General features: G+C 37.0%; 12 protein-coding genes. All 12 read left to right on the forward strand.

What is annotated here, in order from left to right; genetic code table 11:
- Positions 1-566: 566 nt before the first annotated feature.
- The 12 genes from ACTWP4_RS05395 (at position 567) to ACTWP4_RS05450 (ending at position 15,727) form a co-directional block, all read left to right on the forward strand.
- The gene (locus tag ACTWP4_RS05395; RefSeq protein WP_443127734.1) at positions 567-1,484 is read left to right on the forward strand and encodes a fumarylacetoacetate hydrolase family protein; all 918 of its coding nucleotides are present in this window, start codon (positions 567-569) and stop codon (positions 1,482-1,484) included.
- 388 nt (positions 1,485-1,872) lie between these two features.
- Positions 1,873-3,468 carry a xylulokinase gene (locus ACTWP4_RS05400; RefSeq protein WP_443127735.1) on the forward strand — a complete coding sequence of 532 codons (1,596 nt, stop codon included), beginning with the start codon at positions 1,873-1,875 and terminating at the stop codon, positions 3,466-3,468.
- A gap of 297 nt (positions 3,469-3,765) precedes the next feature.
- Positions 3,766-4,803 carry an N-acetyl-gamma-glutamyl-phosphate reductase gene (gene argC, locus ACTWP4_RS05405; protein WP_443127736.1) on the forward strand — a complete coding sequence of 346 codons (1,038 nt, stop codon included), beginning with the start codon at positions 3,766-3,768 and terminating at the stop codon, positions 4,801-4,803.
- A 16-nt stretch (positions 4,804-4,819) separates the two neighbouring features.
- Entirely contained in the window at positions 4,820-6,043 is a 1,224-nt protein-coding gene (gene argJ, locus ACTWP4_RS05410; RefSeq protein WP_443127737.1) for a bifunctional ornithine acetyltransferase/N-acetylglutamate synthase, read from the forward strand.
- Positions 6,044-6,055: 12 nt separating this feature from the next.
- On the forward strand, positions 6,056-6,859 hold the full coding sequence (gene argB / locus ACTWP4_RS05415; protein ID WP_443127738.1) for an acetylglutamate kinase: 804 nt from the start codon (positions 6,056-6,058) through the stop codon (positions 6,857-6,859).
- Positions 6,852-8,024, forward strand: a complete 1,173-nt coding sequence (locus tag ACTWP4_RS05420) for an acetylornithine transaminase (protein WP_443127739.1) — start codon at positions 6,852-6,854, stop codon at positions 8,022-8,024. The genes argB and ACTWP4_RS05420 overlap by 8 nt, the downstream gene beginning before the upstream one ends.
- A 67-nt stretch (positions 8,025-8,091) precedes the next feature.
- Positions 8,092-8,991, forward strand: a complete 900-nt coding sequence (gene purU, locus ACTWP4_RS05425; RefSeq protein WP_443127740.1) for a formyltetrahydrofolate deformylase — start codon at positions 8,092-8,094, stop codon at positions 8,989-8,991.
- 317 nt (positions 8,992-9,308) lie between these two features.
- A complete protein-coding gene (locus ACTWP4_RS05430) occupies positions 9,309-10,055 on the forward strand; it encodes a hypothetical protein (protein WP_443127741.1) in 747 nt (248 codons plus the stop codon).
- Positions 10,056-10,599: 544 nt separating this feature from the next.
- Positions 10,600-11,295, forward strand: coding sequence for an L-ribulose-5-phosphate 4-epimerase (gene araD, locus ACTWP4_RS05435; protein ID WP_443127742.1), 696 nt, complete (start codon positions 10,600-10,602; stop codon positions 11,293-11,295).
- A 126-nt stretch (positions 11,296-11,421) separates the two neighbouring features.
- On the forward strand, positions 11,422-12,906 hold the full coding sequence (gene araA / locus ACTWP4_RS05440) for an L-arabinose isomerase (protein WP_443127743.1): 1,485 nt from the start codon (positions 11,422-11,424) through the stop codon (positions 12,904-12,906).
- Positions 12,907-13,214: 308 nt separating this feature from the next.
- Positions 13,215-14,330 (forward strand): GntR family transcriptional regulator, encoded by a 1,116-nt coding sequence (locus ACTWP4_RS05445; RefSeq protein WP_443127744.1) that lies wholly within the window; start codon positions 13,215-13,217, stop codon positions 14,328-14,330.
- A 272-nt stretch (positions 14,331-14,602) separates the two neighbouring features.
- On the forward strand, positions 14,603-15,727 hold the full coding sequence (locus tag ACTWP4_RS05450) for a substrate-binding domain-containing protein (RefSeq protein WP_443127745.1): 1,125 nt from the start codon (positions 14,603-14,605) through the stop codon (positions 15,725-15,727).
- Positions 15,728-15,957 lie beyond the last annotated feature (230 nt).

A 15,957-nucleotide genomic window follows, 5' to 3' on the forward strand; every position in this document is an offset into this window, starting at 1 on the left:
TCCTTCCTCCCATCGTTTAGGAGATGAGTGCAAGTCCAACGCTGCGGAAAAACACTCCCTTTCCGTGGGGAACGCTTCAGCCTCCTCGCGAGCAAAGAACGCTCACTGCGGGGTCTTCAGACTGTTCCTCTCCCACAGGAGTGTCGCATTTTTCCGCAGCTTAGAGTAGTTTCCTGGATAAGTATGAGGGAATCCATAGAATATACTCCATTAGTTCTATTCCTCCAAAAATAAAAGAATTACTACTAGCGCAGGCAGAATACGTAGACTCCAGTGGGAACAGTGCGAGCTGAAGATCCACTTGGTAAAGTGATTTTCTTTACCAAGTTAGCTGAAGCCGTGCCCACGGAAAGCGAAGTATTCTGCCGGAGCGGTATTTCAGCACTTCCTATGGATTGAATGGAGCAGAGAAATTTGATTTTCACTATTTCGCAGTTTGTATCTACTGCAAATGAGATGGGGTAGAATACTGTAGTTCGATAAAGCTGACAAACTGAACGATTGTTTTTTCCAACTCTAAGCATATTCTATGGTAAAATGATCTTAAATCGGAGGAGGGTTATGAAATGAAACTTGTTAATTACCAGTTGAAACATCCTTATGCACAAAGTCGAATCGGAGTAATTGAAGATAATAAGATTATTGATCTACATGGTGCACAACAAGAGTTGCTTGAGCAAAGTAAAATAGTTGCAGACAGTTACGTCATTCCAGCTGACCCAAATACTTTTTACCAACAGGCAAACATACATATTAAGCATGCAGAAGCTCTCTGGGAACAAATAAAGCAACATTCTACATCTCATGTTTTTGAACGCGATGATGTTGTACTTAATACACCAAGTCCTACTCCATCCAAAATTATTTGTATCGGAACTAATTATGCAGACCATGTGAAGGAAATGGGTGGTGAATTACCGGAATATCCAGTATTATTCTCTAAATTTAACAATGCACTTATCGGGCCTGAAGATGAAATTTATAAGTCAGAAGCTACGAATAAACTAGATTATGAAGTGGAACTAGCCGTTGTCATTGGAGAAAAAGCATCAAAAGTAGCAAGAGAAGAAGCTTTAAAATATGTAGCAGGTTACACCATTGGTAATGACATTTCAGCACGCGACCTACAAAAGCGCACACCGCAATGGTTGCAAGGTAAGTCATTAGATCATACTACTCCAATCGGTCCTTGGATGGTAACTGCTTCTGAATTATCCGATCCAAGCAATCTGGCAATCAAATCCTATGTTAATGGAGAATTACGTCAATCTTCTAATACAGAACATTTAATATTTGATATTCCGTATTTAATTAGTTTTATTTCCAATTTAATCACTTTAGATCCAGGAGATATTATTTTAACAGGAACACCTGATGGAGTTGGTTTTGCGATGGATCCACCTAAACTACTTCAATCCGGTGATATCGTCACTCTGGAGATTGATAATATTGGCACACTAGAAAACAAAGTAATTGCGAAATAGCGATACATTACACCCGCAGATGACCAATCTGCGGGTGTAGTTTACAACGATACTAATTTTCCGATAGCTCCCACGGTTGGAACCCTTACTTTAACCTTATTTACTTTGAAACAAAACACGTACGGACGAATTTAAATTGACGCTAACATGGACTAGATGGTATGATGATTAGAGAAACAATAGATGTGTATTATTTGTGCAGATAAGTGAAGACCTTTTACAAAAAGAACAATAAACAATATGAATGAAGTGAAGGCTAGATTTTCATAACACGAATTACAATGAAAGCGCTAATATAATTATACATAAAGTGAGACTTCCATCAGTGGGGTTTTACAGACGATTAGCACCGTGATAAACAAATTTTATAATATTGGAGGAAAAAGATATGAATGAAGTGAAAAATACTATTCAAAACGGTAAAACAGTGCTTGGTATTGAACTCGGATCAACCCGGATTAAAGCAGTTCTCGTCGGAGAAGATAACACAGCAATTGCATCTGGTAGTCATGACTGGGAAAACAGTTACGTAGACAATATTTGGACTTATAGTATTGATGAAGTATGGAAAGGACTGCAAGACAGCTATCAGAAAATGGCGGATGACGTGAAACAACAGTACGGCATCACCTTGAAAAAAATAGGTGCCATTGGCTTTAGTGCGATGATGCATGGTTATATGGTATTTGATAAAGATGAACAGCTTCTTGTCCCGTTCCGTACTTGGCGAAATAATATTACCGAGCAGGCTTCAACAGAACTGACCAAACACTTTAATTATAATATTCCACAAAGATGGAGTATTGCGCATTTGTATCAAGCTATTTTAAATCAGGAAGACCATATTTCTAATATCCAATTTCAAACAACACTTGCCGGCTATGTTCATTGGAAACTGACAGGTAAGAAGGTTCTTGGAGTTGGGGAAGCATCTGGTGTATTCCCAATCGATCTCGATACAAAAAGCTATAATAAAAAAATGATCGATCAGTTCAATAAATTGATTGAACCACAAAATCTACCGTGGAAATTAGAGGATATTTTACCAGAGGTTTTAGTAGCAGGTGAGAATGCAGGCACTCTTACGGAAGAAGGCGTGAAATTACTAGATGTTACAGGTGAGTTGGAGGCAGGTATTCCGCTTTGTCCACCAGAAGGGGATGCAGGAACAGGAATGGTCGCAACAAACAGTGTCGCAAAACGCACAGGTAACGTTTCTGCCGGGACTTCTGCATTTGCAATGGTTGTAATGGAAAAAGATTTATCAAAAGTTCATCCAGAGATTGATCTAGTGACAACACCTTCAGGTAACCTTGTAGCAATGGCGCACTCTAATAACTGTACATCAGACTTAAATGCATGGGTTGGATTATTCGAAGAATTTACCCAAGCTATTGGTTTCGAAGTCGATAAGAATAAGTTGTTTGAAACATTATTCGAAAAGGCACTACAAGGAGATGCTGATGGAGGAGGACTATTATCATACGGCTATCTCTCCGGTGAACATATGACCCATTTTGAAGAAGGTCGTCCATTGTTTACCCGCTCTTCTGAAAGTAATTTCAACCTTGCTAATTTCATGCGTACCCATTTGTATACTTCATTTGGGGCTATGAAAATTGGGATGGATATTCTAACCAAAGAAGAGGGAGTTAAGCTGGATGAAGTTTTAGGTCATGGTGGAATTTTTAAAACAGAAGGTGTCGCTCAGAGCATCTTAGCAGCTGCCTTTAATGTTCCTGTTTCTGTTATGGAAACGGCAGGAGAGGGTGGAGCATGGGGAATTGCATTGCTTGGATCTTATATGATTAATAAAGAAGAAAATGAAACATTAGAAGATTATTTAAATGGGAAAGTATTTGCAGGGGAAGCCGTTAAGACTGTGTCACCAGATTCTAAAGATGTAGAAGGTTTTGAGAAGTTTATGGAACGTTATAAGAACGGACTTGCGATTGAAAGAGCAGCGGTAGATAATCTTAGATAAAGTATATTAAGATAGGGGAGGATAACTTCTCCTATCTTTTTTTGATTCATAAAAGCTGGAACACTTTTTATCATATTCCATGCATATTTGGATATTTATACATGCAGATGCATATTTTTAGGTGAGATGATTATACATGATGATGAATGAATGTTAACATCAATGTAATTTATACAATTTATTAGGAATAGGTAGAAGAAACAATTTTCTGATTTTTTTATAAACATTATTGCATGAAAATACAAAATGCAGTATAATTATAAATTAATCAGACACGGATCTTAGGAGGAAAATATTGTGGATGTAGCAATTATAGGTGGAACGGGTTATGGAGCGGTAGAATTATTACGATTTTTGCATAACCATCCACATGTTCAAGTGAAAAAGATTATATCACATTCAAATAGTGGAACAGAATTAGCGGAAGTTTATCCACATGTTGTGGATATTGTTGAGATCACAATGGGAGAATTGGATGTGGATATACTTGCAGATGAGGTAGAGCTAGTCTTTTTTGCAACACCATCTAATGTTAGTAAAAACGTCATTCCAGCATTAGTTGATAAAGGAGTGCGATGTATTGATTTATCCGGAGATTTCCGTTTGCGAGATGGTGATAAATACCAATCGTATTATGGAGAGGAAATTGCATCGCAGGAATATATTAACAAAGCAGTATATGGATTATCCGAGATTAATAAAGAAGAAATCAAGGAAGCTAGTATTCTAGCAAATCCAGGTTGTTATCCAACTGCAACGACTTTGGGTTTAATTCCAGCCATTGAAAAAAATTTAGTTGATCGATCAACGGTCATCATTGATGCAAAAACAGGGGTATCCGGAGCAGGACGAAGCTTAGCATTAAATTTCCATTTTTCAGAAATGAATGAAAACTTTAAAGCTTATAAAATTGGCGTCCATAAGCATATTCCTGAAATTGAGCAAATGTTAACAGATCGAGCAAATGAAGATATTCAAGTGATCTTTACTCCACACATTGTGCCAATGACGAGGGGGATCATGAGTACCATATATGTAGATATGAAAGACAACTATTCTACGAAACAACTGATTGATATCTATCAAACTTACTATCAAGATCATCCTTTTGTACGTGTTCGTAAAGAAGGGGAGCTCCCTTCAACGAAAGAGGTCTATGGCAGTAATTATTGTGACATCGGATTATATGCAGATGAAAGGACAGGAAAGCTTATCATAGTATCTGTCATTGATAATTTAGTAAAAGGTGCATCTGGTCAAGCAATTCAAAATATGAATATAATGTACGGCTGGGAAGAGAAAACAGGCCTAGATCAGTTACCTATTTATCCTTAAGGAGTGAAATGCAGACATGGGAGATCAGCAAGAACATTTTAAATTAATTAAAGATGGAAATATTGCCTCTGCGAAAGGCTTTCATGCAGGAGGTTTACATTGTGGACTACGTAAAAAGCAAATAGATTTAGGCTGGGTATATTCGGAAGTGCCAGCACAAGCGGCAGGGGTGTATACGATGAATGTCTTTCAAGCAGCCCCACTTAAAGTTACACAGGAAAGTATCGCAAAGGAAAACCAATTACAAGCCATTATTGTAAACTCAGCAATTGCAAATGCTTGTACAGGTGAACAAGGACTACAGGATGCTTATGATATGCGTAAACAATTTGCCGAAACAGTGGGTGTAGAAGAACATCTAGCGGCAGTCGCATCAACGGGATTGATTGGTGAATTATTACCAATGGATAAATTGCAAAAAGGAATAAGTCAAATCCCTGAAAATAACCATGTTGGTGCTGACAAATTTGAGACAGCGATTTTAACAACAGATACAAAGGAAAAAGGAATTGCGATAGCATTAGAAATAGATGGTCAGACGGTAACAATCGGTGGTGCTGCCAAAGGTTCAGGTATGATTCATCCGAACATGGCGACGATGCTAGGTTTTGTCACCACTGACGCAAATATTTCTTCTTCTCATTTATCTGATACATTAAAAGCAATTACAAATCAATCGTTCAATATGATTACAGTTGATGGGGATACAAGTACAAATGACATGGTTTTAGTGTTAGCAAATGGAAAAGCAGAAAATGAAGCATTAACACCGGAACATAAAGAATGGCAAAAGTTTTACCAAGCTTTAAAATTTGTTTGTGAATACTTAGCGAAAGAGATTGCACGTGATGGAGAAGGCGCTACTCGATTAGTTGAAGTGCAGGTAGAAGGAGCTTTTACTGATAAATCTGCTACTGCAATTGCTAAATCGATTATCTCGTCTAATCTCGTTAAAACAGCGATTCATGGTGCAGATGCTAACTGGGGGCGTATTATTACCGCAATCGGTTACAGTGGTGAGTCTTTAGATCCGGATAAAGTGAGCATTTATTTAGGTGATATTTTAGTAGTAGAAAACGGTGTGCCCCATTCATTTGATGAAGAAGCGGCAAAAGAATATTTATTGGGAGATGAAATAACTATTCTTGCAAAGTTAGGCGATGCGAACGGAAAGGCAACTGCATGGGGCTGTGACCTATCCTATGAATATGTCAGAATAAACGCTTCTTATCGTACGTAAGGAGGGACTAAAGTGAATTATGTAGTGATTAAGTGTGGTGGTAGTGTGTTTGAACAACTGCCTCCTTCTTTTTATCAAGATATTGTGACCATTCAGCAACAAGGTGAATGGCAACCAATTATTGTCCATGGTGGTGGACCATTAATTTCACAATTACTAGAGCAAACTGGAGTAAAAACTACTTTTGTTAATGGTTTGCGTGTGACTACTAATGAAGTATTAGACGTGGTCGAAATGGCACTTAGTGGTTCCATGAATAAAGGAATTGTCCGTAAAATAGCAGAAGCAGACGGAAAGGCAATTGGTGTAAGTGGGATAGACGGAAACTTGTTAGAAGCCAAGCCGGTAAAGGATGATACTACTCTCGGTTTTGTTGGAGAAGTGACCCAAGTAAATACCGGTTTGTTAGAAAGCTTTGTGGGGCAAGGTCTAATCCCTGTGGTTTCGCCTATTGGTAAGGATCAAACAGGACAACGCTATAATATAAATGCAGATATGGCAGCATCAGCTGTTGCACAAGCATTAGAAGCGAAGTTATGTTTTATTAGTGATATTCCTGGAATCTATCATGAAGTAGATGGTGAGAAACAAGTATTCCACCAACTGAACGAAGAGAAAATTGAACAATTAATCCAACAAGAAGTGATTTTTGGTGGGATGATTCCAAAAGTTAAATCTGCTTTATCCGCTCTACGAAAAAATGTGCGGGAAGTTTCTATTGTTGATGGTACTGCTAAACACGGCTTAGCAGAGTTTATGCAAGGGAAACAAATTGGAACGAGAATAGCTTTAGATCAGGAGGTGCCGAATGTATAAACAAACCTTAAGCCCTATTATGAATACATATGGACGTTTTCCAATTACCTTAGTAGAAGGGAAAGGAAGTTATGTATGGGATGATCAAGGGACAAAGTATTTAGATTTTTCTTCTGGTATTGCGACTTGTAACTTAGGGCATGTACCAGATGTGGTGGAGAGAGCAGTACAAGAACAATTGTCGAAGTTGTGGCATTGTTCTAACCTCTATTATATTCCGACCCAGGAAAAATTGGCACAAGCATTAACGGAGAATAGTTGTGGTGATCAGGTATTTTTCTGTAACAGTGGGGCCGAAGCGAATGAGGCAGCAATAAAAATTGCCAAAAAATATGGTCATGATGTTTTGCAGCAGGATAATCCATTAATCATCACCTTTAACAATTCATTCCATGGCCGGACGATGGCTACATTATCTGCTACAGGGCAAAAGAAAATCCAAGATGGGTTTACCCCTTTAACACCAGGTTTTGCATATTTACCTTTTAATGAGAGTGAATCACTTGATGAGTTAGTTAAACAGAAACCTGCTGCCGTATTATTAGAACTTGTTCAAGGTGAAGGCGGGGTCATACCGGCTGATCCTGTGTGGGTGAGTAAGCTGGCGGCGATTTGTAAAGAATATAATATTTTACTTATGATTGATGAAATTCAGACAGGTGTGGGGCGAACAGGAAAACTTTTTGCCTATCAGCATTACGGTATTGAACCAGATGTGATCAGTATTGCAAAAGGTCTGGGATCGGGATTCCCGATTGGTGCCATCATTGCTAAAGAGCATGTCGCTAAAGTTTTCTCTCCTGGTACACATGGAAGTACATTTGGAGGTAATCCAATCGTAACCACAGCAGGACTTGCAACAATTAATCATCTTACCCAAACAGATATATTAGATCATGCTAATCAAATAGCGGATTATTTATGGAATACATTACAACAATTAGTGGAAGATAAGAAGGAAGTGAAGTCTGTCAGAGGTAAAGGTTTGTTAATAGGCCTTGAAGTCGATGGCAAAGCAATAGATTACGTTAATAAAGCAAGAGAGCAACATCAATTATTAATTGTTGTTGCTGGTCCACAGATCGTTCGTGTGCTGCCACCATTAACGGCAAGCAAGGCAGAAGCAGAACAGCTTGTTAAGATTCTGGATAAAATATTTTCATAAGAACTCTTGACCAACATCTGTAACGTGGTAAAGTAGTAAAGAACGATTATAGTAAAGAGGGATCAAGATGAAAAGTTATATAGCAGAAAAGATAGAAGCATTTAAGAAAATAAATAAAAACCGTGCACGTTTATTAATTAATTGTGCCGACCAGCCAGGTATTGTGGCGGCAGTGTCTCAGTTTTTATATGAGCACGATGCCAATATCATCGAATCCAATCAATACTCTACTGACCCACATGGCGGCGAGTTTTTTATGCGCATTGAATTTGAGATAGAAAATTTAAAAGATCAAGTTGAAAAATTAGAAGCTGATTTTCAAAATGTTAAAGAAGACTTTAATATGGAAGCAACATTTAAATATGTGGACCAAGTAAAGAAAATGGCGATCTTTGTATCTAAAGAGCCTCACTGTTTGTTAGAATTATTATGGGAGTGGCAAAGTGGCGATCTAATGACAGATATCAGCCTAGTGATCAGTAATCATGAAACATCACGGGAATTTGTCGAACCACTGGGTATTCCGTATTATTACATTCCTGCTAATAAAGATATCCGTAAACAAGTAGAGGAAAAACAAATTCGATTATTAAAAGAATATGAGATAGACGTAATTGTCTTAGCACGTTATATGCAAATATTGACACCTGATTTTGTGGAAACATTTAAAAATAAGATCATTAATATCCACCACTCCTTTTTACCAGCATTTATTGGTGCGAAGCCCTATGAACGAGCGTATAACCGTGGGGTTAAATTAATCGGTGCCACTTCACATTACGTTACGAACGATCTCGATGAAGGGCCGATTATCGAACAGGATATCAGCCGAGTCGATCATCGTGATAATGTGGAAGCAATGAAAAAAATCGGTCAATCCGTTGAACGAAGTGTGTTAGCAAGAGCAATAAAATGGCACCTGGAAGACCGTATTATTGTCAACGGAAATAAGACAATTGTATTTTAAATGACGAAAGCACTCTTATCAAATCGGTAAGGGTGCTTTTTTGTAGTTGATAGAGAGATGCGTGAAGTTGATAGAGCGCCCCTCAAAGTTGATAGAGAAATGCATGAAGTTGATAGAGCGCCCCTCAAAGTTGATAGAGAGATGCATGAAGTTGATAGAGAACCCCTCAAAGTTGATAGAGAAATGCGCGAAGTTGATAGATCCCCCTCGAGTTGATAAGAAATCCCGTAAATTGATAGAACCAAACATAAAAATGGGCTATTTCCCCTGTCCCCCTAACCCAGTTTTTGTCATATGTTATGGTGAGGTGGTTTGTAATGGGTTTTTTTGATGTGTGGATTCGGAATGGTTTGGTATTTGTGAGGCCTCGTTTGAATGGTGTACGGTTTAAAGCGTATGAAAATGATGTATTGGTGGCTAGCGGTCTAGATGATGATGGTGTTTTAATTCCATTGCATAATCAGAAGCCAAATACGATACTAACGATAGAATACTTGCATGAGAACAAATTAGGAAGAGAACATTATCCGTTGAAATCTTATTATGCAACAAGAGAACGTGACTATCAAGCTGGCGATATTTTAGTGGCTAGCGATAACGTGAAGGCAGAATTAACCGGATACATGGGTCATTCCGCACTTGTAATTAATGAGAACGAATTAATTGAATCGCCGGGTCTAGAGCCGGCGATTGTTCGTGAGCCAATTAGACAGTTTCTTGATAAACATCCAATACATGCTCAGTTTCGTCCGATACAGTCAGGACTAGGGGAGAAAGCAGCCCAATATGCGATGAATTATTATCAGGAATACAATAGTAATTTGGAAAAAGGTGTTCATAAGCCAACCTTTTCTTTTAACCTTTCACAAAAATTAGATGATCCATGGGAGAATATATATTGTTCGAAATTAGTATGGATTTGTTATCACTTCGGAGCAAAATATACTTTTGAGAATGACCATTTATGGTTCTCGCCGGAAGATTTGTACCATCAGTTGTTAGAAAACCAGGATTTTGAGCTAGTCTACCAGCATCAGGATGTGAAATTTTTGATTGATACCTAAGTTTCTGTACAACTAGTTGATTTATATCTGTCATCGAACTAACATATTAAACTAAAAAATAATATGTTAGTTCGACACAAGTCGCTAACAGAAACAGCATCTTACCGTTCTTCATGTTCCATTGGTGAAAAGACTAACATAATTGGGACAAGCAGTATTATGCCAGTTTTATCACGGTGCTAACCGTCTGTAAGACCCCCACTTCAAGTAATACAAAGATAAGTTTAGGGATAACAGACGCTAACACCCTGATAAGTTTGCCCAAGCAACTGCAAGACCGATTTGAAAAGGGATAGAAATGTAATCCTAAAGCAAGACCAATGGGGAAATCATTAAAGTATCAACTCTTTGGTAGTTAATCGTCACTTGAACTTGAGAAGCTAAATCAACATGTGATTTTTACGTTATTTCAAGTACTTTGTATAAAATTTTATAAAAATAATATTTATATATTGAATGTACGTACGAATTGTATTATGATAAAAGTAATTACTTTTACACATACGTACAAGGATGAAATATGAAGAAAAGGGTGGATGTAAGAATGCTTGAAGAATTAAAACAGCAAGTATTGGAAGCAAACCTCGATCTACCCAAGTATGGTTTAGTAACATTTACTTGGGGCAATGTAAGCGGTTTCGATGAAGAGTCTGGTTTAATGGTAATTAAGCCTAGTGGTGTACCTTATGAAGAGTTAAAGGCTGAAGATCTAGTTGTATTAGATTTAGATGGCAATATTGTCGAAGGTGATTTGAAGCCATCTTCAGATACACCGACACATCGCTTGTTATATCAAAAGTTCCCAGGGATTGGTGGTATCGTTCATACCCATTCTCCGTGGGCGACAAGTTGGGCTCAAGCTGGTAAAGGGATCCCGGCACTCGGTACAACACAAGCGGATTATTTTTATGGCACCATCCCATGTACTCGTCGTATGACAAAAGAAGAAGTGACGGGTGATTATGAATGGGAAACAGGTAATGTGATTGTGGAAACATTTCAGGATATCGATCCATTGCAAATCCCTAGTGTGTTGGTACACAGTCATGCACCATTTAATTGGGGAAAAGACCCACATGAGGCACTTCATAATGCAGTAGTCATGGAAGAAGTTGCGAAGATGGCACTTCATACGTATCAAATTAACCCGAATGCACAAGATATGGACCAATTTTTGTTAGATAAACACTATTTACGAAAACATGGAGCCAATGCGTATTATGGTCAGGATAAAAAGTAATTAGGAGAATATAACAAGAGTTTAAATGGTATGCAGGAAATCAAGTTGTGTCATTGCATCCAAACTCTTAGGACATATTGAATTGTTTAACAACTATTAAAGAAAAGAATAAGAGGAGGAAATCACATGTTAAAAGTACGTCCTTATACATTTTGGTTTGTAACAGGTAGTCAACATTTATATGGAGAAGAAACACTAAATGAGGTAGCAAATAACTCAAAAGAAGTAGTAGCTGGATTAAATAAAAAAGGTAACTTGCCTTTTGAAGTGGAATTTAAAGAGGTGTTAACAACATCACCAGATATTCACCGCTTAATGCAAAAGGCAAATGCAGACGAAAATTGTGCTGGTGTGATTACTTGGATGCATACATTCTCTCCAGCAAAAATCTGGATTGCCGGTCTTAAAGCATTACAAAAACCGTTATTGCACTTGCATACACAGTTTAACCGTGATATTCCGTGGGAAAGCATTGACATGGACTTCATGAATTTAAATCAAGCAGCACACGGTGATAGAGAATATGGTTTTATCGGTACTAGAATGGATGTATCTCGTAAAGTAGTGGTAGGCCACTGGGAAAGTAAAGACGTTACATCTAAAATTTCAGATTGGATGAAAACTGCAGCAGCTGTTGCAGAAAGCGATAATATTCGAGTTGCTCGTTTTGGTGACAATATGCGTAATGTTGCCGTAACAGACGGTGATAAAGTAGAAGCACAAATTAAATTTGGCTGGACCGTTGACTATTATGGTATTGGTGATCTTGTAGAAGAAATGGATCAAGTGACAGATGAAGAGTTAGATGCTTTATACAAAGAATACCAAGAGCTATACGAATTGCCTGCAGAGGCTAGTGAACCAGGTCCAATCCGTGATTCGATCTTATATCAAGGAAAAATCGAGTTAGGTTTAAAATCATTTCTGAAAAAAGGAAATTATACAGCATTCACAACAAACTTTGAAGATTTACATGGTATGAAACAGTTACCAGGCCTTGCAGCACAACGTTTAATGGCGGAAGGCTATGGTTTTGCTGGGGAAGGTGACTGGCGAACAGCTGCCTTGCTTCGATTCATGAAAATTATTTCTGATAATAAAGGGACGTCCTTTATGGAGGATTATACGTACCACCTCGAACCAGGTAACGAAATGATCCTTGGTTCTCATATGTTGGAGATTTGCCCAACTGTTTCTGCGACAAAACCTAAAATTGTGGTTAACCCATTAGGTATTGGTGGTAAAGAAGATCCAGCTCGTCTAGTATTTGATGGACGTGGTGGTGATGCAGTTAATGCATCCCTAGTAGAAATGGGTGGCCGTTATCGTCTTGTGATTAACGAAGTAAAAGCTGAACAACCTAAAATTGAAACTCCAAATTTACCTGTAGCAAAAGTATTATGGAAGCCAGAACCGTCTCTAAGCGAAGCGACGGAAGCATGGATTTATGCAGGTGGGGCACACCATACGGTATTCTCTTTTGATGTAACTACAGAACAGTTATACGATTTTGCTAATATGGCAAAAATCGAATGTGTAGTCATTGATGAAGACACGAAGCTTCGTCAATTCCGTAATGAATTAAAATGGAATGAAGCAGTTTATCGTTAAGTTATTATTAAGGCTTTCATACAGGATGGTATGATAATAAGTACACGCGTTTCAAGCAGAAGTGAAACGCGTGTATACTTTTATCCCTAAAAGTTGTTACTTACGTTAAATCACTATCATATTAACTGCGAAATATCTTGGCTAAATAGATTGTTATTTTTGAAAATAGCGCTGTTTTATTTAAAAATAGGTCTAAAAGAATACGCCGATAAGTAGCATGTTATTCCTTTCATTTTACAAAAGATCTTGACAGTGATAGTTAAACCTTTATCCTTATAATAGACAAGGATAAAAATGAGGTGCGAGCAATGCAGACAAAATACAGTATAGTAAAAAAAGCAATAAAATCCCAAATATTAGACGGCACATTTAGACCACATCAAAAAATTAGTTCCGAAAGTGAATTAATGAAGGAATTTGGTGTGAGTAGACATACCGTGAGATTAGCGATTGGTGATCTCGTTAATCAAGGGTGGTTGTACCGTGAACAGGGAGCAGGAACATTTTGTGCCGATCGTACAAAAGATACATCCCAATCATTTGTTGATCAAAAAAATATAGCTCTTATCACAACGTATTTATCTGATTATATTTTCCCATCTATTATTAGAGGTGCTGAATCCTATTTAAGTAAAGAAGGTTATCAAGTAAGTCTTTTCAGTACGAATAATGATCATGATATGGAGCGTAAGTTTTTAGAAAAAATCCTAATGCAACAATTCGATGGTGTCATTATTGAACCGACCCGAAGTGCAATAAGCAATCCAAATATTAATTATTATTTAAATTTAGAACGCCAGCACATTCCCTATTTGATGATTAATGCTTATTATGATGAATTAGAACCTTTTCATATTGTAGTAGATGATGAAAAAGGTGGTCTGATTCAAACAGAACACGTGATTGAACTCGGTCACCGAAATATAATAGGCTTTTTTAAAAATGATGATATTCAGGGGACCAAACGGATGAAAGGTTATCTGAAAGCACATCGTAAACATAACATTGAAATAATGCCTAATAATATCGTTACTTATAATACAGAGGAAAAGTCATCAAAGCCAATTGATATGTTAAAACAGGTACTAAGTGAACCAGAGGCTAAACGGCCAACAGCAATTGTATGTTATAACGATGAATTAGCTATCAAATTACTAGATGTCTTAAGAGAAGCACAATTAAAAGTACCGGAAGATATTTCGATTGTAGGATATGATGATTCATTTATGGCAGAACTAACAGAAGTTAAACTTACTACTGTTACTCATCCGAAAAGCGAGATGGGAGAATTAGCAGCAAAAGTAATATTGGATATGGTGAAAAAAAATAGAGGGGCTAAGAAACAACAGAACACGGAAAAAGACCTTATTCGTTTTGATCCGGAATTGATCATTCGTCACTCGACCGGGCCATTAAAAGGTTGAAAAAAAGATTCTGATTCACGGATCTCTAAATTTATTGTTCTATCTTGATTGAATTATATGTACAAAAGTAAATGTAAAAAAAATACATCATACAAGTATTGTAATAACTGATTGATCTGCTATACTGGTAGTACGTATAATTTAGAAGCATAGAATAATCAACTTATAGATGTAATCGCTTTCAAATAATACACAAATATAAATGTGATTTAGCTCTTAACAAGCATTTGCTTAAGTCGTTGTTTTGTGCAGGGAGTAGGGGGATCAAAAATATGGAGGCTAAATATAAAAAGATAAAACAATCGATTAAATCAAAGATATTAGAAGGCTTGATACAAAAGCATGAAAAAATAAGTTCAGAAAGTGAACTGATGCGACAATTTGATGTAAGCAGGCATACTGTAAGATTGGCATTAGGGGAATTGGTTAATGAGGGATGGTTATACAGGTCACAAGGAGCAGGTACTTTCTGTGCGGATCGATCTGATAAAGTAAGGGATCATTCTATTGTTCAACAAAATAAAAATATCGCGATTGTTACTACGTATATTTCCGAGTATATCTTTCCTTCTATTATTCGGGGAGCAGAAGCTTATTTGAGTGAACAAGGCTATCACGTTAGCATTTTTAATACAAATAATAGATATGAACAAGAAAAAAAGATAATAAGTCAGTTGTTGTCAGGCAATTATGATGGAATCATTATTGAACCAACACATAGTGCTTCAGCTAATCCTAATCTAAGTTATTATTTAAATCTGGAGCGAGCAAAAATTCCCTTTGTAATGATCAATGCGTTTTATGAAGAGCTAGAGCCAGTATATTTTATGGTAGATGACGTGAAGGGTGGATATATACAAACAAAACATTTGCTGGAATTGGGCCACGAAGAGATTGCATGTATGTATAAGACTGATGATGCCCAAGGGAAAAAACGATTAAAAGGTTATATTAAGGCGCACAGAGAATTGAATATACCATTAAACCCGAAGAATATTGTTACTTATACCACAGAAAATGAGCTTACTAAACCTTTAGCAGAATTAAAAAATTTATTAGCAATGAAAGAAAATAAACCTACTGCAATCGTCTGTTATAATGATCAATTAGTTTTGTATTTAATGGATGAGGTTAGGAAGTTAGGTATTAAAATACCAGAACAGTTATCATTAATTGGTTATGATGATTCCATGTTAGTTGAAATATCTGAAGTGAAATTGACATCTGTTAAACATCCTAAAAGTCAATTAGGTTTAGATGCAGCAAAGGCAATTATACAAATGAGTAAGAATAATGAGGGAGTACACAGCAATGAGAAATTATCCCACTTATATGAACCAGAGTTAATTGTTAGACAGTCAACTGCAGAACTAAAAATTGGGCAACATAGTAAGTAATAGGAGGACTGGTTAATTATCATAACTGGTCTTTTTTTTGGAGAGTGGCAGCCTGAACGAAATGGGAAGACAACCAAATAAGGGCTCTCGATGTTCTGGTGCAATTAAAAAGAATTGATGTGAATATAATAGGAAAAAAACAACATAATTGATATCATTTTTCTGCTTGTTAGAATCTTGACAAAAAATCATTTATGCCATAATCTTATTATACGTACAAATTTATGATT

The organism is Gracilibacillus sp. D59 (assembly GCF_052246695.1).
Lineage (GTDB): Bacteria > Bacillota > Bacilli > Bacillales > Amphibacillaceae > Gracilibacillus.

Excerpts from the sequence above, each read along its gene's own strand:
- ACTWP4_RS05395 (WP_443127734.1), top strand. The coding sequence starts at position 567 with ATGAAACTTGTTAATTACCAGTTGAAACATCCTTATGCACAAAGTCGA.
- ACTWP4_RS05400 (WP_443127735.1), top strand. The coding sequence starts at position 1,873 with ATGAATGAAGTGAAAAATACTATTCAAAACGGTAAAACAGTGCTTGGT.
- argJ (WP_443127737.1), top strand. The coding sequence starts at position 4,820 with ATGGGAGATCAGCAAGAACATTTTAAATTAATTAAAGATGGAAATATT.
- ACTWP4_RS05420 (WP_443127739.1), top strand. The coding sequence starts at position 6,852 with ATGTATAAACAAACCTTAAGCCCTATTATGAATACATATGGACGTTTT.
- purU (WP_443127740.1), top strand. The coding sequence starts at position 8,092 with ATGAAAAGTTATATAGCAGAAAAGATAGAAGCATTTAAGAAAATAAAT.
- ACTWP4_RS05430 (WP_443127741.1), top strand. The coding sequence starts at position 9,309 with ATGGGTTTTTTTGATGTGTGGATTCGGAATGGTTTGGTATTTGTGAGG.
- araD (WP_443127742.1), top strand. The coding sequence starts at position 10,600 with ATGCTTGAAGAATTAAAACAGCAAGTATTGGAAGCAAACCTCGATCTA.
- araA (WP_443127743.1), top strand. The coding sequence starts at position 11,422 with ATGTTAAAAGTACGTCCTTATACATTTTGGTTTGTAACAGGTAGTCAA.
- ACTWP4_RS05445 (WP_443127744.1), top strand. The coding sequence starts at position 13,215 with ATGCAGACAAAATACAGTATAGTAAAAAAAGCAATAAAATCCCAAATA.
- ACTWP4_RS05450 (WP_443127745.1), top strand. The coding sequence starts at position 14,603 with ATGGAGGCTAAATATAAAAAGATAAAACAATCGATTAAATCAAAGATA.